At 68.6% G+C, this 24797-nt stretch carries 24 protein-coding genes; 15 read left to right on the top strand and 9 right to left on the bottom strand.

Features of this window, described 5'->3' with window-relative positions; all coding sequences use genetic code 11:
* Positions 1–44 precede the first annotated feature (44 nt).
* Genes CV103_RS00570 through CV103_RS00560 form a run of 3 tightly spaced genes read left to right on the top strand, consistent with a single transcriptional unit; the run spans position 45 to position 3564 of the window.
* Complete coding sequence (locus CV103_RS00570; RefSeq protein WP_107393597.1) at positions 45–812, top strand: gamma-glutamyl-gamma-aminobutyrate hydrolase family protein; 768 nt, start codon at positions 45–47, stop codon at positions 810–812.
* A 2-nt stretch (positions 813–814) separates the two neighbouring features.
* Positions 815–2221: an aminotransferase gene (locus CV103_RS00565; RefSeq protein ID WP_107393596.1), complete on the top strand. Its 1407-nt coding sequence runs from the start codon at positions 815–817 to the stop codon at positions 2219–2221.
* Positions 2218–3564 (top strand): glutamine synthetase family protein, encoded by a 1347-nt coding sequence (locus CV103_RS00560; RefSeq protein ID WP_107393595.1) that lies wholly within the window; start codon positions 2218–2220, stop codon positions 3562–3564. Before CV103_RS00565 ends, CV103_RS00560 begins: the two co-directional genes overlap by 4 nt.
* Before the next feature lie 208 nt (positions 3565–3772).
* On the opposite strand, the gene CV103_RS00555 is transcribed toward CV103_RS00560, so the two are convergent.
* Positions 3773–5074 (bottom strand): NAD(P)/FAD-dependent oxidoreductase, encoded by a 1302-nt coding sequence (locus CV103_RS00555; RefSeq protein WP_107393623.1) that lies wholly within the window; start codon positions 5072–5074, stop codon positions 3773–3775.
* An 85-nt stretch (positions 5075–5159) separates the two neighbouring features.
* Between CV103_RS00555 and CV103_RS00550 the strand changes: the two genes are divergently transcribed.
* A complete protein-coding gene (locus CV103_RS00550) occupies positions 5160–6251 on the top strand; it encodes an ABC transporter substrate-binding protein (RefSeq protein ID WP_107393594.1) in 1092 nt (363 codons plus the stop codon).
* 166 nt (positions 6252–6417) lie between these two features.
* Here CV103_RS00550 and CV103_RS00545 read toward each other — a convergent pair whose 3' ends face one another.
* Positions 6418–7080, bottom strand: coding sequence for a DUF4893 domain-containing protein (locus CV103_RS00545; RefSeq protein ID WP_245896586.1), 663 nt, complete (start codon positions 7078–7080; stop codon positions 6418–6420).
* Between the two features lie 225 nt (positions 7081–7305).
* Here CV103_RS00545 and CV103_RS00540 point away from each other — a divergent pair, with 225 nt between their 5' ends.
* Both CV103_RS00540 and CV103_RS00535 read left to right on the top strand, forming a co-directional pair.
* Positions 7306–8280 (top strand): alpha/beta fold hydrolase, encoded by a 975-nt coding sequence (locus CV103_RS00540; RefSeq protein WP_070931642.1) that lies wholly within the window; start codon positions 7306–7308, stop codon positions 8278–8280.
* Between the two features lie 71 nt (positions 8281–8351).
* On the top strand, positions 8352–8882 hold the full coding sequence (locus tag CV103_RS00535) for a GNAT family N-acetyltransferase (protein WP_015458794.1): 531 nt from the start codon (positions 8352–8354) through the stop codon (positions 8880–8882).
* Positions 8883–8924: 42 nt separating this feature from the next.
* Here CV103_RS00535 and CV103_RS00530 read toward each other — a convergent pair whose 3' ends face one another.
* Genes CV103_RS00530 through CV103_RS00520 form a run of 3 tightly spaced genes read right to left on the bottom strand, consistent with a single transcriptional unit; the run spans position 8925 to position 13470 of the window.
* On the bottom strand, positions 8925–11429 hold the full coding sequence (locus CV103_RS00530) for an ABC transporter permease (RefSeq protein ID WP_015458795.1): 2505 nt from the start codon (positions 11427–11429) through the stop codon (positions 8925–8927).
* A 28-nt stretch (positions 11430–11457) separates the two neighbouring features.
* Positions 11458–12138 (bottom strand): ABC transporter ATP-binding protein, encoded by a 681-nt coding sequence (locus CV103_RS00525; RefSeq protein WP_015458796.1) that lies wholly within the window; start codon positions 12136–12138, stop codon positions 11458–11460.
* Positions 12139–12144: 6 nt separating this feature from the next.
* A complete protein-coding gene (locus tag CV103_RS00520) occupies positions 12145–13470 on the bottom strand; it encodes an efflux RND transporter periplasmic adaptor subunit (RefSeq protein ID WP_015458797.1) in 1326 nt (441 codons plus the stop codon).
* Positions 13471–13705: 235 nt separating this feature from the next.
* Between CV103_RS00520 and CV103_RS00515 the strand changes: the two genes are divergently transcribed.
* Both CV103_RS00515 and CV103_RS00510 read left to right on the top strand, forming a co-directional pair.
* Positions 13706–15103, top strand: coding sequence for a sigma-54-dependent transcriptional regulator (locus CV103_RS00515; protein ID WP_107393592.1), 1398 nt, complete (start codon positions 13706–13708; stop codon positions 15101–15103).
* Positions 15093–16433: a sensor histidine kinase gene (locus CV103_RS00510; protein WP_015458799.1), complete on the top strand. Its 1341-nt coding sequence runs from the start codon at positions 15093–15095 to the stop codon at positions 16431–16433. The genes CV103_RS00515 and CV103_RS00510 overlap by 11 nt, the downstream gene beginning before the upstream one ends.
* 99 nt (positions 16434–16532) lie before the next feature.
* Here the strand turns inward: CV103_RS00510 and CV103_RS00505 are convergent, their stop codons facing one another.
* From CV103_RS00505 to CV103_RS00490, 4 genes are all read right to left on the bottom strand, one after another.
* Entirely contained in the window at positions 16533–16730 is a 198-nt protein-coding gene (locus tag CV103_RS00505; RefSeq protein ID WP_015458800.1) for a hypothetical protein, read from the bottom strand.
* A gap of 75 nt (positions 16731–16805) precedes the next feature.
* The gene (locus CV103_RS00500) at positions 16806–17336 is read right to left on the bottom strand and encodes a nuclear transport factor 2 family protein (RefSeq protein WP_015458801.1); all 531 of its coding nucleotides are present in this window, start codon (positions 17334–17336) and stop codon (positions 16806–16808) included.
* Positions 17337–17462: 126 nt separating this feature from the next.
* A complete protein-coding gene (gene fumC, locus CV103_RS00495; RefSeq protein ID WP_107393591.1) occupies positions 17463–18851 on the bottom strand; it encodes a class II fumarate hydratase in 1389 nt (462 codons plus the stop codon).
* A 136-nt stretch (positions 18852–18987) separates the two neighbouring features.
* Positions 18988–19467, bottom strand: coding sequence for an SspB family protein (locus CV103_RS00490; RefSeq protein ID WP_107393590.1), 480 nt, complete (start codon positions 19465–19467; stop codon positions 18988–18990).
* A 79-nt stretch (positions 19468–19546) separates the two neighbouring features.
* On the opposite strand from CV103_RS00490, the gene hisB reads away from it, so the two are divergent.
* From hisB to CV103_RS00455, 7 genes are all read left to right on the top strand, one after another.
* Positions 19547–20173, top strand: coding sequence for an imidazoleglycerol-phosphate dehydratase HisB (gene hisB / locus CV103_RS00485; RefSeq protein ID WP_015458804.1), 627 nt, complete (start codon positions 19547–19549; stop codon positions 20171–20173).
* Entirely contained in the window at positions 20163–20786 is a 624-nt protein-coding gene (gene hisH, locus CV103_RS00480; protein WP_107393589.1) for an imidazole glycerol phosphate synthase subunit HisH, read from the top strand. The genes hisB and hisH overlap by 11 nt, the downstream gene beginning before the upstream one ends.
* Positions 20787–20842: 56 nt before the next feature.
* Complete coding sequence (gene hisA / locus CV103_RS00475) at positions 20843–21574, top strand: 1-(5-phosphoribosyl)-5-[(5-phosphoribosylamino)methylideneamino]imidazole-4-carboxamide isomerase (protein ID WP_107393588.1); 732 nt, start codon at positions 20843–20845, stop codon at positions 21572–21574.
* On the top strand, positions 21571–22332 hold the full coding sequence (gene hisF, locus CV103_RS00470) for an imidazole glycerol phosphate synthase subunit HisF (RefSeq protein WP_107393587.1): 762 nt from the start codon (positions 21571–21573) through the stop codon (positions 22330–22332). The genes hisA and hisF overlap by 4 nt, the downstream gene beginning before the upstream one ends.
* Before the next feature lie 35 nt (positions 22333–22367).
* Complete coding sequence (locus CV103_RS00465) at positions 22368–22688, top strand: phosphoribosyl-ATP diphosphatase (protein WP_070931657.1); 321 nt, start codon at positions 22368–22370, stop codon at positions 22686–22688.
* Positions 22689–22708: 20 nt separating this feature from the next.
* Positions 22709–23089 carry a histidine triad nucleotide-binding protein gene (locus tag CV103_RS00460; protein WP_015458809.1) on the top strand — a complete coding sequence of 127 codons (381 nt, stop codon included), beginning with the start codon at positions 22709–22711 and terminating at the stop codon, positions 23087–23089.
* Between the two features lie 99 nt (positions 23090–23188).
* Positions 23189–24751 (top strand): amino acid permease, encoded by a 1563-nt coding sequence (locus CV103_RS00455; RefSeq protein WP_107393586.1) that lies wholly within the window; start codon positions 23189–23191, stop codon positions 24749–24751.
* The last annotated feature ends 46 nt before the right edge of the window (positions 24752–24797 follow it).

Genomic DNA, 24797 nt, shown 5'->3' with positions numbered 1-24797 from the left:
ACGATGCCCGGCCCGCTTCGGGGGGATGACATGAAAGGGCCGGCATGGCCGCCCGCCCGCTGATCGGCATCACCGCCTGCAACCGCCCCTTCGGCGAGGAGGCGGCGCAGGTGGTGATCGATCGCTACATGGAAGCGGCGATGCGCCACGCCGATGCCGCCGCCCTGCTGATCCCCGCCCGGCCGGATCTGATGCGCGCAGGCGAGGCGGCGGCGCGGATCGATGGCCTGCTGCTGACGGGCAGCCCGTCCAACGTGGGCCCCGCGCTTTACGGCGACGCCGACGGCAAGGGCCCGTTCGATCCCGCCCGCGACGAGATGAGCCTGGCGCTGATCGCGGCGATGATCGACCTCGGCAAGCCGGTGTTCGGCATCTGCCGCGGCTTTCAGGAGATCAACGTCGCGTTCGGCGGCACCCTGGACCGGGGGCTGGGCGATCCGGGCCGCCCGCTGGTCCACCATGCCCCCGATGGCGTGCCGGTCGGCGCGATGTTCGCGCACGGCCATGACGTCACCCTGGCGCCGGACGGCGTGCTGGCCCGCGCTCTGGGGCGCGAGGCGCTGACCGTCAACTCGGTCCATTTCCAGGGGGTGAAGCGGCTGGGCGAGGGGCTGGCGGTGGAGGCCCGCGCGCCGGACGGCGTGATCGAGGCGGTTTCCGCCGCGCCCAACGGCGCGCATATTCTGGCCGTGCAGTGGCATCCCGAATGGCAGGCCGACCGGGATGCATCCTCGCGGGGCTTCTTCGGCATCATGGGCCGCATGCTGCGCGGCGAGCCGATCGGGGGCGATCGCCTGAAGGAGGGCGCGTGACCATGCGCAACCACGACATAACCGAGCTGCGCCGGCAGGACGTGGCCCATCACCTGCCGGCCCAGGCCAATTACAGGCTGATCGCCGACATGGGCGGCAGCCGCATCATCACCCGCGCGGAAGGATCGACCATCTGGGACGGCGACGGCAACGCCATCCTCGACGGCATGGCCGGGCTGTGGTGCGTCGACGTGGGCTATGGCCGCAAGGAACTGGCCGAGGTCGCCTATGAGCAGATGCTGGAGCTGCCTTATTACAACAGCTTCTTCCGCACGGCGACGGTGCCCGCGATCGCGCTGGCCGCGAAGGTGGCGGGGCTGCTGGGCGGGGAATTGCAGCACATCTTCTTCAACTCCTCCGGCTCCGAGGCCAATGACACGGTGTTCCGGCTGGTCCGCCATTATTGGACGCTGAAGGGCCGGCCCGAACGGTGCATCTTCATCAGCCGCCACAATGCCTATCACGGATCGACGGTGGCGGGCGCGAGCCTGGGGGGCATGGCGGCGATGCACGCGCAGGGCGGGCTGCCCATTCCGGGCATCGAGCATGTGATGCAGCCTTATGCCTTCAACGAGGGCTTCGGCGAGGAAGCGGAGGCCTTCGCCGCGCGGGCGGCCGACGCTGTCGAGGCGCGCATCCTGGCGGTGGGGCCGGACAATGTCGCTGCCTTCATCGGCGAGCCGGTGCAGGGCGCGGGCGGCGTGATCGTGCCGCCGCCCGGCTATTGGCCGCGCGTCGAGGCGATCTGCCGCAAATATGGCATATTGCTGGTGTCGGACGAGGTGATCTGCGGCTTCGGCCGTCTGGGCCGCTGGTTCGGCTTCCAGCATTTCGGCTACACCCCGGATATCGTCGCGATGGCGAAGGGCCTGTCGTCCGGCTACCTGCCGATATCGGCGACGGCGGTGAGCCGCGAGATCGTCGAGACCCTGCGCGCGAGCGACCGGGATTTCGTCCATGGCTACACCTATTCGGGCCATCCGGTCTCGGCCGCCGTGGCGCTCCGCAACCTCGAGATCATCGAGCGGGAGAAGCTGGTCGATCGCGTGGCGCACGATATCGGCCCCCATTTCGCCCGCGCCGTCGCCAGCCTCGACGATCATCCGCTGGTGGGCGAGACGCGGACCTGCGGGCTGCTGGGCGCGATCGAGATCGTGGCGGAGAAAGGCACCAACCGGCGCTTCGGCGGGGCGGAGGGCGCGGCCGGCCCGGTGGTGCGCGATGCCTGCATCGCCGGCGGGCTGATGGTCCGCGCGATCCGCGATTCGATCGTGATGTGCCCGCCCTTCGTCATCACGCATGCGGAGGTGGACCGGATGGTCGCCATCCTCCGCGCCGCGCTGGACGAGGCCGCGCCCGCGCTGGCGGCGCTGGAGACGGCGGCGGAAAAGCAGGAGGGCGGGCGATGAGAAGCTTCCGCGAATGGATCACCGCCAACGGCATCAGCGAGGTGGAATGCCTCGTCCCCGACATGAACGGGGTGATCCGCGGCAAGGTGTGGCCGGCGCAGAAATTCCTGCAATCGGTGCACAACGGATCGCTCAGGATGCCCAGCAGCATCTTCAACGTCACCGTCACCGGCGAATATGCCGACGAGCCTTCGGAGGCCGCGAGCTACAGCGATCCGGACGTGTCGCTCCACCCCGATCCCGCCTCGCTCTGCGTGGCGCCGGGGTTCAAGACGCCGACCGCCTTCGTCTTCGCCGATGCGCATCACAAGAATGGCGATCCCTACGAGATCGCGCCGCGCCATGTGCTGAAGAAGGTGCTGGCTTATTATGAGGCGATGAGCTGGGAGGTGGTGGTCGCCCCCGAGCTGGAATTCTACCTCACCAAGGTCAACACCGATCCCGATCTGCCGCTGGAGCCGCCGGCCGGGCGGTCGGGCCGGGCGGAAACCGCGCCGCAACCCTATGGGCTGGAGGCCGTGACCGAATATGAGGACCTGATCGAGGACATCTACGAGCAGGCGGAGGCCGCCTCGCTCCACCTCGATACCATGATCCACGAGGCCGGGACCGCCCAGCTCGAAATCAACTTTAACCATGGCGAGCCCATCCACCTGTGCGATCAGGTGCTGGTGTTCAAGCGCATCGTCCGCCAGGTGGCGCTGAAGCACGGCGTCTACGCCACCTTCATGGCCAAGCCGATGGAGCATCAGCCGGGCAGCGCCATGCACCTCCACATTTCCGCCAGGGATCGGCTGACCGGGCAGAATCTGTTCGGCGAGGGGCCGGACGGCCTGTCGGAGACGTTCCGCCACTTCGTCGGCGGGCTGCAGCGCTATCTGCCCGAATGCGCGCCGCTGTTCGCGCCCAACATCAACAGCTTCCGCCGGATGCGGCCGGGCCATGCCGCGCCGATCAACCTGCAATGGGGCTATGATAACCGCAGCTGCGGGCTGCGCGTGCCGATCACCGATCTTCCCAATACCCGGATCGAGAACCGCACGCCGGGCGCGGACGCCAACCCCTATCTGGCGCTCGCCGCCTCGCTGGTCTGCGGCTATATCGGCGTGCGCGACCGGATCGCGCCCGCGCCGATGGTGGAAGGCAATGCCTATCTCCACCTGCGCACCCTGCCGCGCAACCTGGACGAGGCGCTGGACCGCTTCACCGAATGCCCCGAGGTGATCGAGCTGCTGGGCGAGAGCTTCGTCCGCGCCTTCCTGCTCATCAAGGCGGACGAGCTCAACGCCTATCAGGGGGTGATCAGCAGCTGGGAACGCGATCACCTGCTGCTGAAGGTCTAGGCGGCGGAACACCCGACCCGTCCTTTCCGCGAAGGCGGGAATCCATTGTGTCGGGAGCCATCGACTCCATCGAGCCGGCCGTGCCCATGGATTCCCGCCTTCGCGGGAATGACGAGGGGACGGATCGACGCGAGAAAGCCGTCACCCGGACCAAGCCCCGAGGGCCATCGTGCGACCGGTTGGAGGAATGGCCGCCCAAACCAGCCCCTCAAAGCCGGTCGCGCAGCGCCGCCAGCGACATCGCCGCCGCCAGGATCGGCCAGCGCAGCCATCGCCCGCCGGGAAAGGCCGGCACCGGCAGGCGGGCGAGGCGGTCGAAATCCGGGCTGCCGCCAAGCATCGCCTCCGCCACCAGCCGCCCGAAATAGGGCGCCAGCACCACCCCCAGGCCCGAATAGCCGCCGATCGCGATCAGGCCGGGCGCAACCTCCCGCAACAGGGGCAGGCGGTTGGGGGTGACGGCCAGCGTGCCGCCCCAGCCATGGTCCAGCGCGACATCGGCGAGCTGGGGGAAGATGCGCAGCATGTGCGGGCGGACGAAGGCGCGGATATCGGCGGGAAAGCGCCAGCCATAGGTCTCGCCGCCGCCGAACAGCAGGCGATGGTCGGGGGTCAGCCGGAAATAATAGACGACGAAGCGCGAATCGGAGACGGCGACATTGTCGCGGATCAGCGATCGCGCGCGGCCGGCGCCCAGCGGCTCGGTGACGGCGATATAATTGTTGATCGGCATCACCCGCGCCTCCGCCGGGCGCGACAGGCCGTGGAGATAGCCGTTGCCGGCCAGGATCACGCGATCGGCGGATATCGCGCCGCGCGGCGTTTCCACCCGCCAGCCGCCGCCGGCGGCGCGGGCAAGGGCGGTGGCGCGGGTCCCTTCGTGTAGCCGGGCGCCGGCGGCCATGGCGGCGCGGGCGAGGCCAATCGCGAGGTTCAGCGGGTGGAGATGGCCGCCGCGCCGGTCGATCATCCCGCCATGATAGCCGCGCGCGCCGATCATCCCGGCAAGGGCGGGGCCGTCGACATAATCGACATGCGGATAATCATATCGGTTGCGGAGGTGCTCCACCGTCGCCCGGCTATGGGCAAGGTCGCGGCGGCGATGATCCACGTGGAGCAGGCCGGGGGTGAAATCGCAGGCGATGCCATGGCCGGCGATCAGCCGGTCGAGATCGGCGCGGGCGTCCAGCGCGATCCGCCAGAGGTGGAGCGCATCCTCCGCGCCCAGCACCCTCTCCAGCCAGAAGGGGTCGCGGCGCTGGCCGACATGCGCCTGCCCGCCATTGCGGCCGGATGCCCCCCAGCCGATCCGCGCCTGATCGATCAGGCGGACGTCGGCGCCCGCCTCCGCCAGCCGCAATGCCGCGCCGATCCCGGTATAGCCCGCGCCGACGATGCAGACGTCGCAGCGGGCATCGCCTTCCAGCGGCGGCGCAAAGGGCGGATCGGCGGCGGTCGCGGCATACCAGGAAGGCGGCCAGCGGGTCGGGTCTTCGTCAGTGCCGCGCATGCCGGGCGTCCCATGCTGCATTGCGGCGTTGACGGCCGCGCGCCGTGATCCTAGCTTCCCGCCCACATAGCAGAAGGGGGCTTTGATGACCGACCTGCCGACGATCGTGCCGCCCTCCCGCCGGGGGTTTCTCGCGGGGCTTGGCATCGCCGCGGTGGGGTTGAGCTTCGCCCCGCTTGCCGGCTGCGGCAAGGGCGGCGATGGCGGGGCCAAGGCCAGGACGCTCAATTTCTACAATTGGGATACCTATATCGGCGAAACGACGCTGGCCGATTTCAAGGCGGCCAGCGGCGTCGACGTCAATATGAGCCTGTTCGCCACCAATGACGAGCTGTTCGCCAAGCTGCGCGGCGGCAATCAGGGCTATGACGTGATCGTGCCGACCAACGATTTCGTCCAGCGGATGATCGCGGCGAACATGCTGGAGCCGCTCGATCACGCCAAGATCCCCAATTTCAGGAATGTCGATCCTGAATTCCAGGATGCGGTGTTCGATCCCGGCCGCAAATATTCCATGCCCTATACGTGGCTGGTGATGGGCATCGGCTATCGCAAGTCGAAGGTGGATGGCGTTCCGGACAGCTGGAAATGGATGTTCGATTCCGATCGCTACAAGGGCCGGATCTCGCTGGTGTCCGAAGCCGGCGATCTGGTGCGGCTGGCGATGAAATATCTCGGCAAGCCGATGAACACGAGCGACGACGCCACGCTGAAGCAGGTGGAGGCGCTGCTCATCAAGCAGAAGCCCAATGTCGCCGTCTATCACGAGGATAACGGCCAGGATCTGCTGCTGGCCGGCGATGTCGATCTCGTCATCGAATTCAACGGCGACATCGCCCAGGTGATGCGCGAGGACAAGGATATCGATTTCGTCGTGCCCAGGGAGGGCAGCCAGATCTCCTCGGATTGCCTCGCCATCCCCAAGGGCGCGCCCAATCCCGATCTCGCGCACGAATTCATCAACTATCTGCTCGATGCCAAGGCGGGTACGGAGATCGCCCGCACCATCCAGTATCCCACCCCCAACGCGGCCGCCAAGGCGCTGATGGACGAGGCTTATCGCGACAATAAGGTGATCTTCCCGCCGGACCTCAAGAACAGCGAATATGCCGAATATACGAGCGAGGAGCTGTCGCGGAAATATGAGGAAATCGTAACCCGCGTCCGCGCGGCGTAAGGTCGCTCCCGGACCCTCATACTTCCCACCTTCGTCCTTCCCGCGAAGGCGGGACTCCATTGTGTCGGAACCTGTCGACTCAATCGGGCCGACCGCGTCCGCCGATCAGTTGCGCTGGCCCATGCCTCCCGCCCGTGCGGAAGGCAGCGCTCCCCCCATTCTCAGCTTACCGCGCTGTCCCCGCCGGCAGCGGCGGCGGCACGTCCGGCACCAGCTCCAGCACGTCCAGCCCCGCCGCGCCGCGCGGGAGGACGAGCCGCCACTGGAAATCGGCCACGCGCTCGACCACGCCCACCGTGTCGGCCTCCGCCCTGTCGCCATAGGCCGGCGGCGCCGGCTCCGCGTCGAAGGCGGTGGCGCCGATGAACACCATGCGGCGGTCGCCGTCGGGCCAGAGCCGGCCGGCCGGCCGGTCGCTGCCATCGGCCTTGGACAGCGTGGTGAGGTCACCGTCGTCGCCGACGAAGCAGAACCAGGACTGGTAGGCCTGGAAGCCGCCGGGGCGATCGGGGGCGAAGCGCAGGGTGCGGCAGCGGTAGCGGCCGGTGGGCGGCATCGGCCGGACGAGCGCGGCGCCGGGTTCCAGCAGCGCGCCGAAGCTTGCGACCAGCGCCTGGCGGCTCTTGCCCAGGCCCGCGCGCGCGGCCGCCCAGCGATCGGGCAGGCCGTCGATCAGCCCGGCATGTTCGGGGCGGGCGATGGCGCGCCATTGCACCGGAATGGCCGGCGGCGGCGCTTCCGCGGCTGTCGCCGGCGGCGGCGCGGGGGCGGCGCAGGCGGAGAGGCAATACAGCCCGATACCAAGCAGGCACAGGATCCTCGACGTCATGAAACGCTCCGCCGCGATCTTCCAGCCCATCGGATTGCCGCCAAATGGTTAACAATTCCCTAATAACCGGCTCCCGCGGCGGCAGTTGCGCCAGGATCGCGCAATATTTTCCGAAGAAGACGGAATTGGCAGGAGCGGCCATCCACTGCCGGCGCCCGCGCGACAGCATCGGCGGCGCGCGATAGCCTCGGCCCCACAGGACAAGACCGGGAGGAGAGGGCGGCCATGGCCCAATGGATGCATCGCCACGCGCGGGTGAACGGGATCGCCATGCATTATGTGGAGCAGGGGGAGGGCCCGCTCGTCATCCTCGCCCACGGCTTCCCGCACCTCTGGTATAGCTGGCGCCACCAGATCCCCGCGATCGCGGCCGCCGGCTGGCGGGTGGTGGCGCCCGACATGCGCGGCATGGGGCAGACGGAGGCGCCCGCCGATCCCGCGCTCTACGATTGCGATCATACGGTGGGCGACCTGATCGGCCTGCTCGATCATCTGGGCGAGGAGCAGGCGGTGTTCGCCGGCCTCGATTTCGGGGTGTTCGCGGTCTACGACCTCGCCGTCCGCCATCCCGATCGCGTGGCCGGGATCATCGGCCTGCAGAATCCCCACACCCCGCATCTGCCGCACCTCTCCCCGCTGGCCGAGGCGGCGGAGATGGCGGCGCGCCATTTCTCGCACATCCATTATTTCGTCGATCGACCCGGCGTGGCCGATGCTGCGCTCGATGCCGATCCGCGCGATTTCCTGGGCGCGGTCTTCTGGGGGCTGAGCGGCGCGCACCATCTGCTGGACATGTGGAACCACCCGCCCGGCACCGCCTATCGCGCGGCGCTGCCCGATCCGCCGCCCTTGCCGTGGGGCTGGCTGAGCGAGGAGGAGATGGAATATTATGTGTCCGAATATAGCCGCTCGGGCTTTACCGGCGGGCTGAACTGGTATCGCGCGATGGACCATCGCTGGCGGCAGCGCCGCGCCTATGAAGGCCGGCGGACCGAGGCGCCCTTCTACTTCATCGGCACCGAGCAGGACGTGGACCTGGAGGGCTTCCACGGCGACGATCCGCTGGGCGCGATCGGCCGCCACCATGCCGATGTCCGCGCGGTGGAGATGATCCCCGGCGCCGCCGGCCACCTCGTCCAGATGGAATGCCCGGAGGCGGTGAACCGGCTGATGCTCCGCTTCCTGGCCGAGCTGCGCTGACGGCGGGGCTTCCCGTCGCGGCGGAAGCGGGCGATAGTCCCGCCGGAGACAGGATCGGGCGGGGAGAGCGGATGGACTGGACCATAAGGCAGGCTTCGGCCGGGGATGCCGATCGCCTCGCCCTGATCGGCGCCGCGACCTTTCTCGAAACCTTCGCCGGCGTGCTGGACGGCACGGCGATCGTGGCCCATTGCCAGCGCGAGCACGGCCCCGATGCCTATCGGCGCCATCTGGCGGCGGGATGCCATGCCTGGTTGGCCGAGGCGAAGCCGGGCGGCGCGCCGGTGGGCTTCGCCCTCGCCGGCGCCGCCAACCTCCCCGGCGGCGCGGCCGACGGCAGCGATATCGAGCTGAAGCGCATCTACGCCCTGTCGCGCTTCCACGGTTCCGGCATCGGCGCGGCGCTGATGCGCCAGGCGGTGGATCATGCGGCCGGGCTGGGGGCGCGGCGGCTGTTGCTCGGCGTCTATGCCGGCAATGCCCGCGCGCGGGCCTTCTATGCGAAAAGCGGCTTCACGCAGATCGCCGACCGGCGCTTCCGGGTCGGCGATCGCGAATATGACGATGTCGTGCTGGCCCGGCCGGTGGAACCGGGGCGCTGACGGGGGCGGCCGGGCCTCCCGCCGCGCCCGCGCCCCGGCCCGTCATTCGTATCGCAGCGCGTGCACCGGGTTGGCGCGGGCGACGCGGAAGGCGTGGCTGCCGATCGTGGCGATCGCGATCAGCAGGGCCAGCAGGCCCGCCAGCAGGAAGGGCGCCGGCCCCAGCGTGATGCGGCTGTCGAACTCGTTCAGCCAGTTGCGCATCACCCACCAGGCGATCGGCCAGGCGACGAGGTTGGCGACCAGCACCGGCTTCGAGAACTGCCACACCAGCAGGCGGACGATATCGCGGGTGCGCGCGCCCAGCACCTTGCGGATGCCGATTTCCTTGGTGCGGCGTTCGGCGGTGAAGGTGGCCAGCCCGAACAGGCCGAGGCAGCCGACGATGACGGCCAGGATCGCGAAGGCGGCAAACATCTTCGCCCGCGCGGTTTCGGCCTGGTAAAGCTCGCGGACGATATCCTCGCTGAACTCGGCCTCGAACGGCACGTCCGGCGCCATCTGCTTCCACACCCGCTCGATCCGGCTGCGCACTTCGGCGGGGTTGCCGTGGTAGCGCACGTCCAGCACGTCGATCGCATTGTCGTTCCGGGTGAACATCAGCGGATCGATCGGCGTGCGCACCGAACGGAAGCGGGTATCCTCGACCACGCCGACGATGTTGACCGGGGTCAGCCCGTAATCCTCGCTCTCGACCATCGATGTGCGGACCTGCTTGCCCACCGCATCGGCCGGATCGGTGAAGCCCAGCCGGCGTGCGGCCAGCTGGTTGATCACGGCGTTGACGCCGCGCTTGGCCAGCGCCGCCTCGACCACGGGGTCGGACGGGAAGGGCACGGTGGCGTCGTCTACCGTCCGGTTGCGGTCCAGCTTGCGGCCGGCGATCAGCTTGATGCCCATCACGTCGAAGAATTCGGGATCGGCGACATAGGTGCCCAGATTCACCAGATCGGCCCGGCCCGGCACCTGGATGCCGCGGCTGCTGTTGTTGCGCGTGGCCACGCCGATGCTGGTGGCGGCCACTCCGGTCACGCCGTCTATCCGCGCGATCGCGTCGCGCAGCGGCTGCCGCATCGTATCCAGCTGGCGCCGGCCGAAATTGTCGATCTGGAGGATGCCGTCGCGGTGATAGCCGGGGTCGGCCGTCTGGGCATAGACCGTCTGGGCATAGATCACGCCCGTGCAGATGATGAGGCCGATGGAGACGGCGAACTGCGCCACCACCAATATGCCGCGCAGCCGGCCGGAACCTTCCGCCTCGGATGCCGATCGATTGGCCTTGAGCACGCGGGCCGGCTGGAAGCGGGAGAGGAAGAAGGCCGGATAGAGCCCGCCGGCCAGGCCCACCAGCAGCACCAGCGCCACCACCGGCAGCAGGATGCCGCCCTGGCCGAAATAATGCAGCTTCAGATCGGCGTCGAGGAAGCGGGAGAAATAAGGCAGCGCGATCTCGGTCAGCGCCAGCGCCACCAGCATGGCGATGGCGGCGACGAGGATCGATTCGCCGATGAACTGGACGATCAGGTCGCGGCGGCTCGCGCCCAGCACCTTGCGCAGCGCCACCTCGCGGGCGCGCTGGCTGGCGCGGGCGGTGGCGAGGTTGGTGAAGTTGACGCAGGCCATGCCCAGGATCAGCAGCGCCACCAGCCCGAAGGTATAGACGGCGCGCCGGTCGTTGCCCGGCGACATCGATGCGCCCTGCGCCTCGCCCAGATGGATGTCGGCAAGGTTGACGATGCGCCAGTCCTGCTCGTCGCCGGCATTGTAGCGTATCCCGTTCAGGTCCTGGTCGGGGATGTTGCGCTTTTCCCAGGCCGGCAGCTGCGCCGCGATCGCCTTGGGATCGGTGCCGGGGCGCAGCGTGAAGAAGAACCAGCCCGATTGCCAGCCCCATTCCCGCATGAAATCGGGGGCATCGGAAAAGAAGCTCGGAAAGTCGATCCGCCCGACGATCGACAGGCGGAAGCTGCTGTTCTTCGGCACGTCCTTGATGACGCCGGTGATGCGGTAATCGGTGGCGCGGCCGCGGCTCACCATCGTCAGCGTGCGGCCCATCACGTCGGTGGTGCCGAACTGGCGGACCGCTTCCTTCTCGGTGATCACCGCCGCTCCGGCCTCGGCCAGCGCGGTGGCGGGGTTGCCCTTGACGAAGGGGAAGCGGACGACGTCGAAGAACGGCCCGTCCACCAGGATCACGTCCTCGCCCATCGATGACTGGCCGTCCTTCAGGATCACCGGCGATCCCGACAGCGCGAACACCGTCTTGTCGACCTGCGGGAAATCCTTCTTCAGCCGCTCGCCCGCGACATAGGCGGTCATCTGGATGTTGAACTTCTGCCCCGTCTGCTTGGATGTGTAGAAGGACTGGAGCTCATATGTATCCTCCACGCCCGGCAGGAAGCGGTCGTAGCTCAGCTCGTAGCGGACGAAGAGCAGGATCATCAGGCAGGCGGCCATGCCGATGGCCAGCCCCAATATGTTGATCAGCGCATAGGCCCGGTTCTTGGCGAGCGAGCGGATGCCGACGGTAAGATAGTTGCGCCACATGGCCGGGCTTCCTTCCTTGGGCGTGGGCTCAGGCCGCGCGGCGGCGTTCGACGAGGACGCGCCCGTCCAGCATGTTGACGACGCGGCTCGCATAATCGGCGTGCGCGGGTGAATGGGTGACCATCACGATGGTGGTGCCGTCGCGGTTCAGCGCCTGCAGCATGTGCATCACCTCCTCGCCATGCTGGGTGTCGAGGTTGCCGGTGGGCTCGTCCGCCAGCACCAGCGCCGGCTTGCCCACCACCGCGCGGGCCACGGCCACGCGCTGCTGCTGGCCGCCGGAAAGCTGGCTGGGGCGGTGGTCGGCGCGATGCGCGATGCCCACGCGGTCCATCACCTGCTCCACCCGCTTGCGCCGCTCGGCCGCCGGGATGCCGTGATAGAGGAGGGCAAGCTCCACATTCTCGCGCACGCTCAGCTCGTCCACCAGGTTGAAGCTCTGGAAGATGAAGCCGATGTGGCGCTTGCGGATGTCGGCCAGCTTGGGCTCGGGCAGCCCCGCCACCTCGGTGTCGCGGAACTTGTAGGAACCCCCCGTCGGGCTGTCGAGCAGGCCGAGGATGTTGAGCAGCGTCGATTTGCCGCAGCCCGAAGGCCCCATGATGGCGAGGAATTCGCCCTCCAATATATCGAGGTCGATCGCGTCGAGCGCGGTCGTCTCCACGGTATCGGTGCGATAGGCGCGGGAAAGGTTGCGCAGGCTGAGCATGGGCTTTCAGTCCTTGTCCGAGAGGTCGAGCCGGGCCTTGTCCGTCAGGCCGGTATAGGGGGAGGTGACGATGCGTTCGCCGGGTTCCAGCCCGTCGAGCACCTCGATGAAATCGCTGTTGCGGCGGCCCAGGCGGACGCTGCGCTTCTCCGCGCTGCGGCCGTCGGGGGACACCACGAACACCCAGGCGCCGCCGGTGTCGTTGTAGAAGGCGCCGTTGGGGATGATGCGGGCGGGCGCGGGATCGCTCAGCGTCAGCTTCGCCTGCAGGCCCTGGCCGCGCTGGATGCCGGCGGGCTCGGGGCCCACGAACTGCAGGTCCACCTCGAACTGGCCGTCGCGCACCTGCGGATAGATCTTGGCGACCTTCAGCCGATAGGGCTTGCCGCCATGGTCCAGCACCGCCGTCTGGCCGGGCTGGATGCGGCCCAGATAGAATTCGTCGACGCCGGCGACCAGCTTGTTGCGGCCGGGGCTGTCGATCTGGCCGAGCCGCTCGCCCTGCTTCATCGACTGGCCGACCTGGATCGAAAAGGCGGTGAGCTGGCCCGAAACCGGCGCCCGCAGGTTGAGCGCATCGAGATTGGCGTTGGCGATGGCGAGGCTGGTCTGCAGCGATTCGGCCGATCGGCGCAGCTGGGCGAGCTGCTGGGATTGCAGCCGCTCGTCGGTGGCCTGCGCCACGCGCAGCACCTTCGCCCGGCGCTGCTGGAAATTATAGTCCTCGGCGGTGTCGGCGAAGGTCTTCTTGGCGACCCAGCCTTTCTCGACCAGCGCGGCCTCGCGCTCATATTGGCGGTGGGCCTTGGCGGCGGCGGCATCCGATTCGATGATGGCGCGCTGGTTGTCCAGCCGGTTGCGCTCCAGCGCCAGCTCCTGGCTGCGCATGTTGTTGAGCTGCTCGGTCACTTCCGTCTGCCGCGCCAGCACCGAAAGCTGGAGGTCGGCATTGGAAAGCACGGCGAGAAGCTGGCCCTGGACGACGGTGGCGCCGTCTTCCACCAGCACCTTCTCCACCCGGCCGCCCTCCACCGCATCCAGATAGACGGTGACGAGCGGGGTGACGCGGGCGCGCAGCGGCAGGAAATCCTCGAACACGCCCTGCCGCACCTCGCCGATGGCGACATGCGATGCGGCCACCGTCTGGCTGCTGCCCGAAGGCGCCAGCCACCAGGCGCCGGCCAGCACCACGGCCCCGGCCGCGGCGCAGAGGCCGATCTTGATCCGCGCCGGCAGGCGCTTGCGCTCGACGATGCGGTCCATCGCGCCGCCCGAAGGCGGGGTGGCGGCGGTGTCGCCGGCATCGCTGGATTTGAGGGTTACGACAGGCATGGCCTCCGGCGTCGCAAGCTTCGTGCCAGCATCGCGATCCACGGATTTCAGCGCTTTGGCCGCCGGTCGCGGTGGCCGGGTGTCCGTTTCCGGACAGATGATGTGTCCGGTCGCGGACAGTCGCCGGCCATCGCCGCGAAAGGGGCCGGCGGGCGCGGGGCCTTGCGGAAATGGCACGCTATTTGATTGTCCGGTTTCGGACAGGCCCTAGAAGGGGCGCTGGAAAGGGAGCGGAATGGCGGGCGAACGATCTTTTGACCTCTGCCTGGTGGTGGACGATGACGAGGATATCCTCCTCGCCGCGCGGCTGCTGCTGCGCCAGCTCTTCCGCGATGTGGTGACGACCACCTCGCCGGAGGAAGCGCTGGCGCTGATGCGCGCGCGTGAGCCGGATGTGATCCTGCTCGACGCCAATTTCGCGCGCGGGGCGACCGACGGGGCGGAAGGGTTCCGCTGGCTGGGGCGGATGCTGGAGGCCGATCCCCAGGCGGTGATCGTGCTCATCACCGCCCATGGCGGGGTGCAGGTGGCGGTGAACGCCATGAAGCAGGGGGCGACCGATTTCGTCACCAAGCCCTGGGCCAACGAACGCCTGCTCGCCACCGTCCGCACCGCCGCGGCGCTGCGCGCCTCGCGCCGGGAGACGGGGGTGGAAAAAGCGCGCGCCGCCGCGATCGCCGCCCCGCCGGCGGGCGAAACGCCGCTGCTCGGCCGGTCGCCGGCGATGGCGCACGTGCTGTCCCTGATCGAACGCGCCGCGCCCACCGACGCCAACGTGCTGATTCTGGGGGAGAACGGCACCGGCAAGGAACTGGTCGCGCGCGAGATCCACCGCCGCTCCCGCCGCGCCGATGGCGTCATGCTGTCAGTCGATCTCGGCGCCGTGGCGGACAATCTGTTCGATTCGGAACTGTTCGGCCATGTGAAGGGTGCCTTCACCGACGCCCGCGCCGATCGCATCGGCCGGATGCAGGCGGCGGACGGCGGCACGCTGTTCCTCGACGAGGTGGGCAATCTGCCCCTCCACCTCCAGCCCAAGCTGCTGACCGCGCTCGAACAGCGCAGGGTGACGCCGGTGGGCGCCAACCGCCCCGTCGACATCGACGTCCGCGTGGTCGCCGCCACCAACCTCGCCCCGGATCGGCTGGCCGACGAGGCGGTCTTCCGCCCGGACCTCCTGTTCCGCCTCAACACCGTGGAGATCGAGCTGCCGCCGCTCCGCCGCCGGCGCGAGGATATTCCGCTGCTGCTCGATAATTTCCTGCGCTTCTACGCCCGCAAATATGGCGCGCCCGAACGTGCCGTGCCGGCCGATCTCCTGGCGGAGCTGGTCGCCTATGACTGGCCCGGCAATGTCCGCGCATTGCGCCATGCGGCCGAGCGCGCGGTGGTGCTGGCGCGGGGCGACAGCTTCGCCGCCGCCGATTTCCCGCTGCCGCGCGCCAGCGCGCCGATCCGGCTTTCGCCCGCCGCCGCGCCGCCGCCCGCGCAGGACCTCAACCTCGAACGCGCCGAGCGGCAGATGATCGAACGCGCGCTGAAGAAGCATGCCTACAATATCTCGGCCGCCGCGGCCGAGCTGGGGCTGACGCGGGGATCGCTCTATCGCAGGATGGAAAAGCATGGGCTTTAGGCGCGCCTTCGCGATCGGCCTCGCCTGGCGGGTGGCGCTGCTGCTGGCGGCGGCGATGCTGCTGATGTGGACGTTGCACCAGCCGGATCTCGGCGCCACGCGGATCGTGGCGGGCGCGGCGGTGATCGCGGCCGCCGTTCATCTCTGGGGCCATATCCGCCGCACCAACATGGAAGTGGCGCGCTTCGTTGAAAGCCTGGGCCATGGCGATCTTTCGCAGGCCTTCGGCCGGGCGGGCGCGGGCAGCGGCTTCGACGAGCTTGGCCGCACGCTCGACCAGGCGATGCGCCGGCTGCGCGAGGAACGGCTGGCGATCGCGGACGAGGGCCGGTTCGCGGCCGCGCTGGTGGATGAATCGCCGACCGCGCTCCTCACCATCGACGATGAAGGGCGGATCGATCTGGCGAACAAGGCGGCGCGCAAGCTGTTCCGCCGGGTGGCCGGGGTCCGGCGCGAGGATTTCGCCATCCACGGATCGACCTTCACCACCGCGCTGGAGGCGATCCGCCCCGGCGAGCGGCGGCTGACGACGATGCTGCTGGATGGTGCCGCCCAGCGGGCGATGCTGGTCGCCGCCGGAATCGCCCGCATGGGCGCGGAGATGCGGCTGGTTTCGGTGCAGCCGATCCAGAGCGAGCTCAACGCCGTGGAGATCGGCGCGCAGGCCGATCTGGTGCGGGTGCTGACGCATGAGATCATGAATTCGATGACGCCCGTCACCTCGCTCGCCGCCAGCGCCGCCGGGCTGATGCGCGAGGTGGATGACGGCCGCGATCCCGCGATCGGCGATGCCCGCCTGGCGGTGGAGACGCTGGCCCGGCGCGCGGCCGGGATCATGCATTTCGTGGAAACCTACCGCCAGTTCATCCGCACGCCCGAGGTGGCGGTGCGCCGCTTCGCCGGGCGGCCCTGGGCGGAGGAGATCGGCCGGCTGTTCGCGGCGTCGGCGCAGGGCGGGGACGTGCGGCTGGACGTGGCCGTGCCCGATGACATGCTGGTCGATGGCGATCCCGATCTGCTGGCGCAGGTGGCGATCAACCTCCTCAAGAACGGGGCCGAGGCGGCCGCCGGCCATGCGGCGGAGCCCGCGGTGCGGCTGGAGCTGACGCCGATGCCCGGCGGCCGCACGCTGATCGCGATCACCGACAACGGCCCCGGCGTGCCGGCGGGGTTCCGCGACGACGTGTTCCTGCCCTTCTTCACCACCAAGTCCAATGGCACCGGCGTCGGCCTCAGCCTCGCCCGCCGGATCGTGGTGGCGCATGGCGGCACCATCGCGCTGGCGCCGCCGGAAGAAGCGGACGGCGCGCGCTTCGAGATTTTGATTTGAAACGGCACCGCCCGCTCCCCTACCCGGCCACCCACGGCAATATCCTATGGGTGGCCGGGTAGGGGAGCGGGTTGGTGCCGCTATACGCCGTCGGGCCTATCAGATGCGCGTGCGATCCCGGTGCCGGTCATACGCCTTCTTCGCGACATAGCCCGCGCCGAGGGCGAGGCCGATCGGACCCAGCCGGCGCAGGCCGCCGGCCACCGCCGCGCCGATCACCGCGCCCTTGATGCCGCGGCCGCCCTCGCGCCGTTCGATCTCCCCGCCGACGAGCGCGCCAATCAACTTGCCGATCATTCCATTCCTCCGCCTTACGCGACGGAACAGCGCGTGAAGGCCCCTTGCGGTTCCGTCAAGCGGCGAGGCGGGGGATCAGGCCGCCCAGGATATCATGTGCGAGATATCGGTGCGGTCGGCCGGCTTGCGGCCGGTGCGGGCCAGCAGGTTGGACTTGATCTCGACATCGGCGGGCAGCTTGTCGACGAATTCGATCACGCGATCATATTCGGTGCGGGCGAGCTTCCACGTGCCGTCCACCCGGCGATACTGGTCGCGGTAGATCGCCGTGCCTTCGGTGCGGGTGCGATCGGTGAGGTTCACGAAGATATCCTCGAGATACCAGATCCCCTCGGCCGTATCCTCGCCGGTCAGCGTGATTTCGGGCTGGTGGCCCTGGTGCATCGCCGCGCAATCGGAATTGAAGGAATTGGCTAGGAATTCCAGCATATTCTCCCGGCCCTGCAGCTTCACCTTATAGCCGCCGCCGCGATATTCGACCGAGATGTCGTCGGTGAACATGTCGCTCAGCAGGCCGATGTCGGCGGTGTCGATGCCACGGAAGTAGCGATATTTGAGGGTGCGGATATCCTCGAAATCCGAAAGCTGCTGCAGGGTGTAGGCCATGATGCTCTCTCCTAATCGCCCAAGGGCTAGACCCGGCGGCCCCCGCGCGCAATCGCGGGCGCCACTCCCATGGCCGCCCCGCGAAAGCCCGTCGCTTTCGGGGAAAGGACGGGCGGGATCGCCCGATCAGCCGATCATGGTTTCGGGCCGCACCACGCGGTCGAAGGTCGCCTCGTCCACCAGGTCGAGCGCCAGCCCCGCCTCGCGCAGCGTGAGGCCGTTGGCATGGGCATGCTTGGCGATCCTGGCGGCATTGTCATAGCCGATCTCGGGCGCGAGTGCCGTCACCAGCATCAGCGACCGATCGACCAGATCGGCGATGCGGGCGCGGTTCGCCTCCAGCCCCTCGACGCAGCGCCCGGCGAAGCTGTCCATGCCGGTCGCCAGCAGATCGATCGACCGCAGCAGGTTGGCGCCGATCATCGGCTTGAAGACATTGAGCTCCAGATGCCCCTGCAGCCCGCCGACGGTGATCGCCTGATGGTTGCCGATCACCTGCGCCGCCACCATCGTCAGCATCTCGCACTGGGTGGGGTTGACCTTGCCGGGCATGATCGAGCTGCCGGGCTCGTTCGCCGGCAGGTCGATCTCGCCCAGCCCCGAGCGTGGGCCGGAACCCAATAGCCGGATATCGTTGGCGATCTTGGTGAGCGACACGGCCAGCGTCGAAAGCGTGCCGGATAAGTGGACGATCGGATCGTTGGAAGCCAGTGCCTCGAACTTGTTGGGCGCGGTCTCGAAGGCGAATCCGGTCAGCCGCGCGATCTCGGCCGCGATCGCCTCGCCGAAGCCCGCCGGGGCGTTGAGCCCGGTGCCCACCGCCGTTCCGCCCTGCGCCAGCAGCGCCATGCCGTGGCGCACCGCCGGCTCGATCCGGCGGCGGTCGCGATAGATCTGGTGGGCATAGCCGGAAAATTCCTGGCCGAGGGTGAGCGGCGTCGCATCCTGCAAATGGGTGCGGCCGATCTTGACGATATCGGCCCATTCCTTCGCCTTGGCCTCCAGCGCGGCATAAAGCCGGTCGATCGCCGGGAACAGTCGCCGCTCGGCGGCGAGCGCGGCGGCGACATGCAAAGCGGTGGGAAAGCTGTCGTTGGAGGATTGGCCGCGATTCACGTCGTCATTGGGGTGGACGGGGCTCTTGCCGCCGCGCGTGCCGGTCAGCAGCTCGTTGGCGCGGCCGGCGATCACCTCGTTCACGTTCATGTTCGATTGGGTGCCGGATCCCGTCTGCCAGATGACGAGGGGGAACTGGTCGTCGAGCTTGCCGGCGGCGACCTCGGCGGCGGCGGCCTCGATCGCATCCGCCTTCTCGCCCGCCAGCCCGTGCGCCCGGTTAACGTGCGCGGCCGCCTGCTTCACGATGGCGAGCGCATGGACGATGCCGATCGGCATCCGCTCCGTGGCGCCGAAGGGGAAATTCTCGATCGAACGCTGGGTCTGCGCGCCCCAATAGGCGTCGGCGGGAACCTCGATCGCGCCCAGGCTGTCGGTTTCGGTGCGGGTAGCGGACATGCTCGTCTCCGTATGCCGGCGGACGGCCCCGCCGTGCCTGCGAAGATGGCGCGTGACGGCACCGGATTCCAGCGCCGCCCGGAAAATTCCGGGGCGCCGACGGCCGATACCGCTACGGAGACCCGCCGGCCGCCGCTTATTTCTTGCGGGTGAAATCCACCGAGACGACGTTGGAGCCGTCCTCGATCGGCTCGGCGATCGGGGCGTCGTTGCCGGCTGTGGCGGTTTCCTGCGGCTCGTCATCGTCCTGCGCCTGGAACTGCAGGGCGAAATTCACGGCCGGATCGACGAAGCCCGTCACCGCCGCGAAAGGAATCACCAGCTTGGCCGGCATCTGGTTGAACGAAAGGCCCACCTCGAACGCGTCGGGGCGCACCTTCAGGTCCCAGAAGCGGTGCTGGATGACGATCGTCATCTCGTCCGGGAAACGTTCCGTCAGGTGCTGCGGAATGTCCACGCCGGGCGCATGCGTCTTGAAGGTGATGTAGAAATGGTGCTGGCCGGGCAGTCCGCCATTGGCCTGCACTTCGCCGAGCACGCGGCCGACGACGGCGCGCAGGGCCTCCTGCACGATCTCGTCATAGGGAATCAGGCTGTCGGGCGGTGTCTCGCTCATGCCTGCCTTCGTGGACATTGTGCCATTCAGGGTCAATAGCCTCGTTGCGTGATCGGGTGACGACGCTATAGCGACGGCCATGCGCACGGCCACTATCCAGCGGACGACCAGCGAGACCGACATCCGCGTCGAACTGAATCTCGACGGGACCGGCAGCTATGAGGTGTCGACCGGCATCGGCTTCCTCGATCATATGATCGAGCAGCTTTCCCGCCACTCGCTGATCGACCTCAAGGTCGCGGTGAAGGGCGATCTCCATATCGATCAGCATCATACGGCCGAGGACAGCGCGATCGCGATCGGCGAGGCGCTGACCAGGGCCCTGGGCGATCGCCGGGGCATCACCCGTTACGGCACGGCCTATGCGCCGATGGACGAGACGCTGACCCGCGTCGCCATCGACATTTCGGGCCGGCCCTATCTGGTGTGGCGCACCGAATTTTCCCAGGCCCGGCTGGGCGAGATGGATTCGGAGCTGTTCGAGCACTGGTTCCACAGCTTCGCGCAGGCGGCCGGCATCACGCTGCATGTCGAGACGCTCTACGGCCGCAACAATCATCATATCGTCGAAAGCGCCTACAAGGCGCTGGCCCGCGCGCTCCGCATCGCGGTGGAGATCGACCCGCGCAAGGCGGATGCGGTGCCCTCGACCAAGGGCACGCTCGGGGGAACCGGCGGGAACGAGATCGGGGATCATGGCGGCTGAGCGCATCGCGCTCGTCGATTATGGCGCGGGCAATCTGAGATCGGTGGAAAACGCGCTCCGGGCGGCCGGGGCGGAACGGGTGGACGTCACCGCCGATCCCGCCATGGTGCTGGCGGCCGACCGCATCGTGCTGCCCGGCGTCGGCGCCTTCGCCGCCTGCATGGGCGCGCTTTCGGCGATTCCCGGCATGGTCGATGCGATGGCGGAGGCGGTGCGGGTGCGCGGCCGGCCCTTCCTGGGCGTGTGCGTGGGCATGCAGCTGCTGGCCGATGCGGGCGAGGAACATGGCCGCCATGCCGGGCTCGGCTGGATCGGCGGCACGGTGCGCGTGCTGGAACCCGCCGATCCGGCGCTCAAGGTGCCGCACATGGGCTGGAACGACGTGCGGCCCACCGGCATCGCCCCGCTGATCGAGGCGGGCGAGGCCTATTATCTCCACAGCTTCGCCTTCGACGGCGTCGATCCCGCGCATCTGGCGGCGACCACCGATCATGGCGGCCCGGTGACGGCGGCGGTGGCGCGCGACACGATCGTCGGCGTGCAGTTCCACCCGGAAAAGAGCCAGGCCTACGGCCTCGCCTTCCTCGCCCGCTTCCTCGGCTGGCGGCCGTGAACGGGCAAGCGGGGCGACAGCATCGTGCAGGATAACAGGAAGATGGGTCGAACCGCATGAGCCTTATCGTCTTTCCCGCCATCGATCTGAAGGACGGGCAGGTCGTGCGCCTGGCCGAAGGCGATATGGCCCGCGCCACCGTCTATGGCGACGATCCGGCGGCGCAGGCGGCGATCTTCGCGGAAGCGGGCGCCGATCATCTCCACGTCGTCGATCTGGACGGCGCCTTTGCCGGCCGCGCGGTGAACGCCGATGCGGTCGAAGCGATCATCCGCGCCTTCCCCGGCAAGGTGCAGGTGGGCGGCGGCATCCGCGATCGCGCGGCGGTCGATCGCTGGCTGGGGCTCGGCGTCGATCGGGTGGTGATCGGATCGGCGGCGCTCGACGATCCCGAATTCGTGAAGCAGGCCGCGCGCGATCTGCCCGGCCGCATCGTCGTCGGCGTCGATGCGCGCGACGGCATGGTCGCCACCCATGGCTGGGCGGACGTGTCCGACGTGCCGGTGGTGGAGCTGGCCCAGCGCTTCGCCGATGTCGGCGTGGCGGCCCTGCTCTTCACCGATGTCGGCCGCGACGGCCTGCTCAAGGGCTGCAACGTCGATGCGACGGTCCGCCTGGCGCGGCACACGCGGATCCCGGTGATCGCCTCGGGCGGCGTCGCCGATCTCGGCGACATATTGGAACTGGCCCGCAATGCGAGCGAGGGGATCGAAGGCGTCATCACCGGCCGCGCCCTCTATGACGGCCGGCTCGATCTGCGCGCGGCGCTTTCGGTGGCGCGGGGATGACGGTCCGCACCCGGATCATCCCCTGCCTCGACGTGGCTGGCGGCCGCGTCGTCAAGGGCGTGAACTTCGTCGACCTCGCCGATGCCGGCGATCCCGTGGAGCAGGCGCGCGTCTATGACGCGGCCGGGGCGGACGAGCTTTGCTTCCTCGATATCACCGCCACGCACGAAGGGCGCGGCACCATCCTCGATGTGGTGGCGCGCACCGCCGCCGTCTGCTTCATGCCGTTGACGGTGGGCGGCGGCGTCCGCAGCGTCGATGATGCGCGCGCCCTGCTGCTGGCGGGCGCGGACAAGGTGGCGGTGAATTCCGCCGCCGTCGCCCGGCCGGAACTCGTCGCCGAAATGGCCGAACGGTTCGGCGCGCAATGCGTGGTGGGCGCGGTGGATGCCCGCGCGGTGGCGCCCGGCCGGTGGGAGATCTTCACCCATGGCGGCCGCAAGCCCACCGGGATCGATGCCGTCGCCCATGCCGTGCGGCTGGCGGAACTGGGCGCGGGCGAACTGCTCGTCACCTCGATGGACCGGGACGGCACGCGCGACGGCTATGATCTGGCGCTCACCCGCGCGATCGCGGACAGGGTGCGCGTGCCGGTGATCGCCAGCGGCGGCGTCGGCGCGCTCGACCATCTCGTTGCCGGGGTGGTGGAAGGCCATGCCAGCGCCGTGCTCGCCGCCTCGATCTTCCATTTCGGCCAGCATTCCATTGCCGAGGCCCGCGCCGCGCTGCGCGCCGCCGGCCTGCCCGTCCGCGCGTGATTGACGGCGGCGGGGGGCACGCGGCAGTTAGGCACATGGCCGATACCCTCACCCGCCTGGAAGCTACCGTCCGCGCCCGCAAGGGCGGCGATGCCGCGACCTCCTATGTCGCCCGCCTGTTCGCGCGCGGGCGGCCCAAGATCGCCCAGAAACTGGGGGAGGAGGCGGTGGAGACCGTGATCGCGGCCATGGCCGGCGATCGCGCGGAGGTGATCAAGGAATCCGCCGACCTCCTGTTCCACCTCACGGTGCTGCTGGCGGAGATGGACGTGCCGCTGGCCGACGTGCTGGCCGAGCTCGATCGGCGCGAGGGCCTGTCCGGTCTCGCCGAAAAGGCGGCGCGGCCGGCGGAATAGGATAATCAAGGAACGGAAAGATGCCGATCGACGCCACCCAACCCTATGACGACGGCAATATCTTCGCCAGGATATTGCGGGGCGAGCTGCCGGCGAAGCGCGTCTATGAGGATGATTTCGCTCTGGCTTTCCACGATATCAATCCGCAGGCGCCGACCCACATATTGGTGATCCCCAAGGGCGCCTATGTCTCGTGGGACGATTTCAGCGCCAGGGCGAGCGATGCCGAGATCGCCGGCTTCGTCCGCGCCGTCGGCCAGGTCGCGCGCGCGGCCGGGCTGGTGGAGCCGGGCTACCGCCTCCTCGCCAATACCGGCCTCGACAGCCATCAGGAGGTGCCGCACCTCCACGTCCATATCTTCGCCGGGCGGCCGCTGGGGCCGATGCTCGCCCACATATAATCTGTTGCGCGGTGAAGATTAGCCTTTAGGCTCACGCTAACGTCATTCCGGGCGCGGCCGCGCATTGCCGCAGCCCGTCTGCTTCGGGGAAAGCACCTCATGATATTCGGGCGCGTCAAATCACTCGACGCCATTCTGCGAACCGCAGAGAAAAAATCGCTGCACCGCTCGCTGGGCGCGCTGCAGCTCACCTTGCTCGGCGTCGGCGCCATCATCGGCACCGGTATCTTCGTCCTCACGTCGGAAGCGGCGCAGAAGGCCGGGCCGGGCATGATGATCAGCTTCGTCATCGCCGGCGCGGTCTGCGCGGTGGCGGCGCTCTGCTATTCGGAACTGGCGTCGATGGTGCCGGTCTCGGGATCGGCCTACACCTATACCTATGCGGTGATGGGCGAATTGCTGGCCTGGCTGGTGGGCTGGGCGCTCGTCCTCGAATATGCGGTCGCGGCATCGGCGGTGTCGGTCGGCTGGTCCGGTTATTTCGTCGGGCAGATGCGGGGCTGGTTCGGCATCGATCTGCCGCCGGAACTGGTCAGCGGCCCGTTCGCGGGCGGCATCATCAACCTGCCGGCGGTGGTGATCGCGATGCTGATCACCGCGCTCCTGATCCGCGGCACCACCGAAAGCGCGCGGGTGAATGCGGTCCTCGTCGCCATCAAGGTGACGGCGCTCACCATCTTCATCGTCCTCGCCATCCCGGTGATGCGGATGGAGAATTTCGAACCCTTCACGCCGATGGGCTGGGCGGGCAGCAACGGCGCCGGCGTGATCGGCGCGGCGGCCTCGATCTTCTTCGCCTATGTCGGCTTCGATGCGGTCTCGACCGCGGCGGAGGAGACCAAGAACCCGCAGCGCAACGTGCCGCTGGGCCTGATCGGATCGCTGGCGATCTGCACCATCTTCTACATGCTGGTGGCGGCAGGCGCGATCGGATCGCCGCTGGGATCGCAGCCGGTGATGAGCGCGCTGGGCGACTGGCTGGCGCCGGGATCCAAGGAACTGGCCGATCGCTGCCAGGTGCTGGCCGGCATCGGCAGCGAGCCGCTCAGCTGCTCCAAGGAAGCGCTGGCGCACGTGCTGCGCGAGATCGGCTATTTCAAGGTCGGCAACCTGATCGGCCTCGCCGCCTTCCTGGCGCTGCCCTCGGTGATCCTCGTCATGATCTACGGCCAGACGCGCATGTTCTTCGTGATGTCGCGCGATGGCCTGCTGCCGGAACGGCTGTCCACCGTCCACCCGACCTGGAAGACGCCGCATATCATCACCGCGATCACCGGTATCGGCGTGACGCTGGCGGCCGCCTTCCTGCCGGTGGGCAAGCTCGCCGACATCGCCAATGCCGGCACGCTCTTCGCCTTCATCGCGGTCGCGATCGCGGTCGTGCTGCTGCGCCGCCGCGATCCGGCCCGCCACCGCCCGTTCCGCACGCCGGCGCTCTGGTTCGTCGCGCCGGCGACGGTGATCGGCTGTGTCGGCCTCTATCTCAGCCTGCCGTTCGAGGCGCAGATGGTGCTGCCGATCTGGGGCGGCATCGGCCTCGTCCTCTACTTCGCCTATGGCTATCGCAAGAGCCATGTCGGCCGGGGCCTCGTCGAGGTGCCGGAGCTGGACGCCGATGCCCCGCCCTCGCCGGGCGAGGTGGAGCGGCCGTTCAACAGCTGACCGGACAAGCCTCCGGCAAAGAAAAAGGCCCGCCCCCGGACAAGGG

The organism is Edaphosphingomonas fennica (assembly GCF_003034225.1).
GTDB classification, from domain to species: Bacteria; Pseudomonadota; Alphaproteobacteria; order Sphingomonadales; family Sphingomonadaceae; genus Sphingomonas_E; species Sphingomonas_E fennica.
This window is presented reverse-complemented; position numbering and strand designations above follow the sequence as displayed.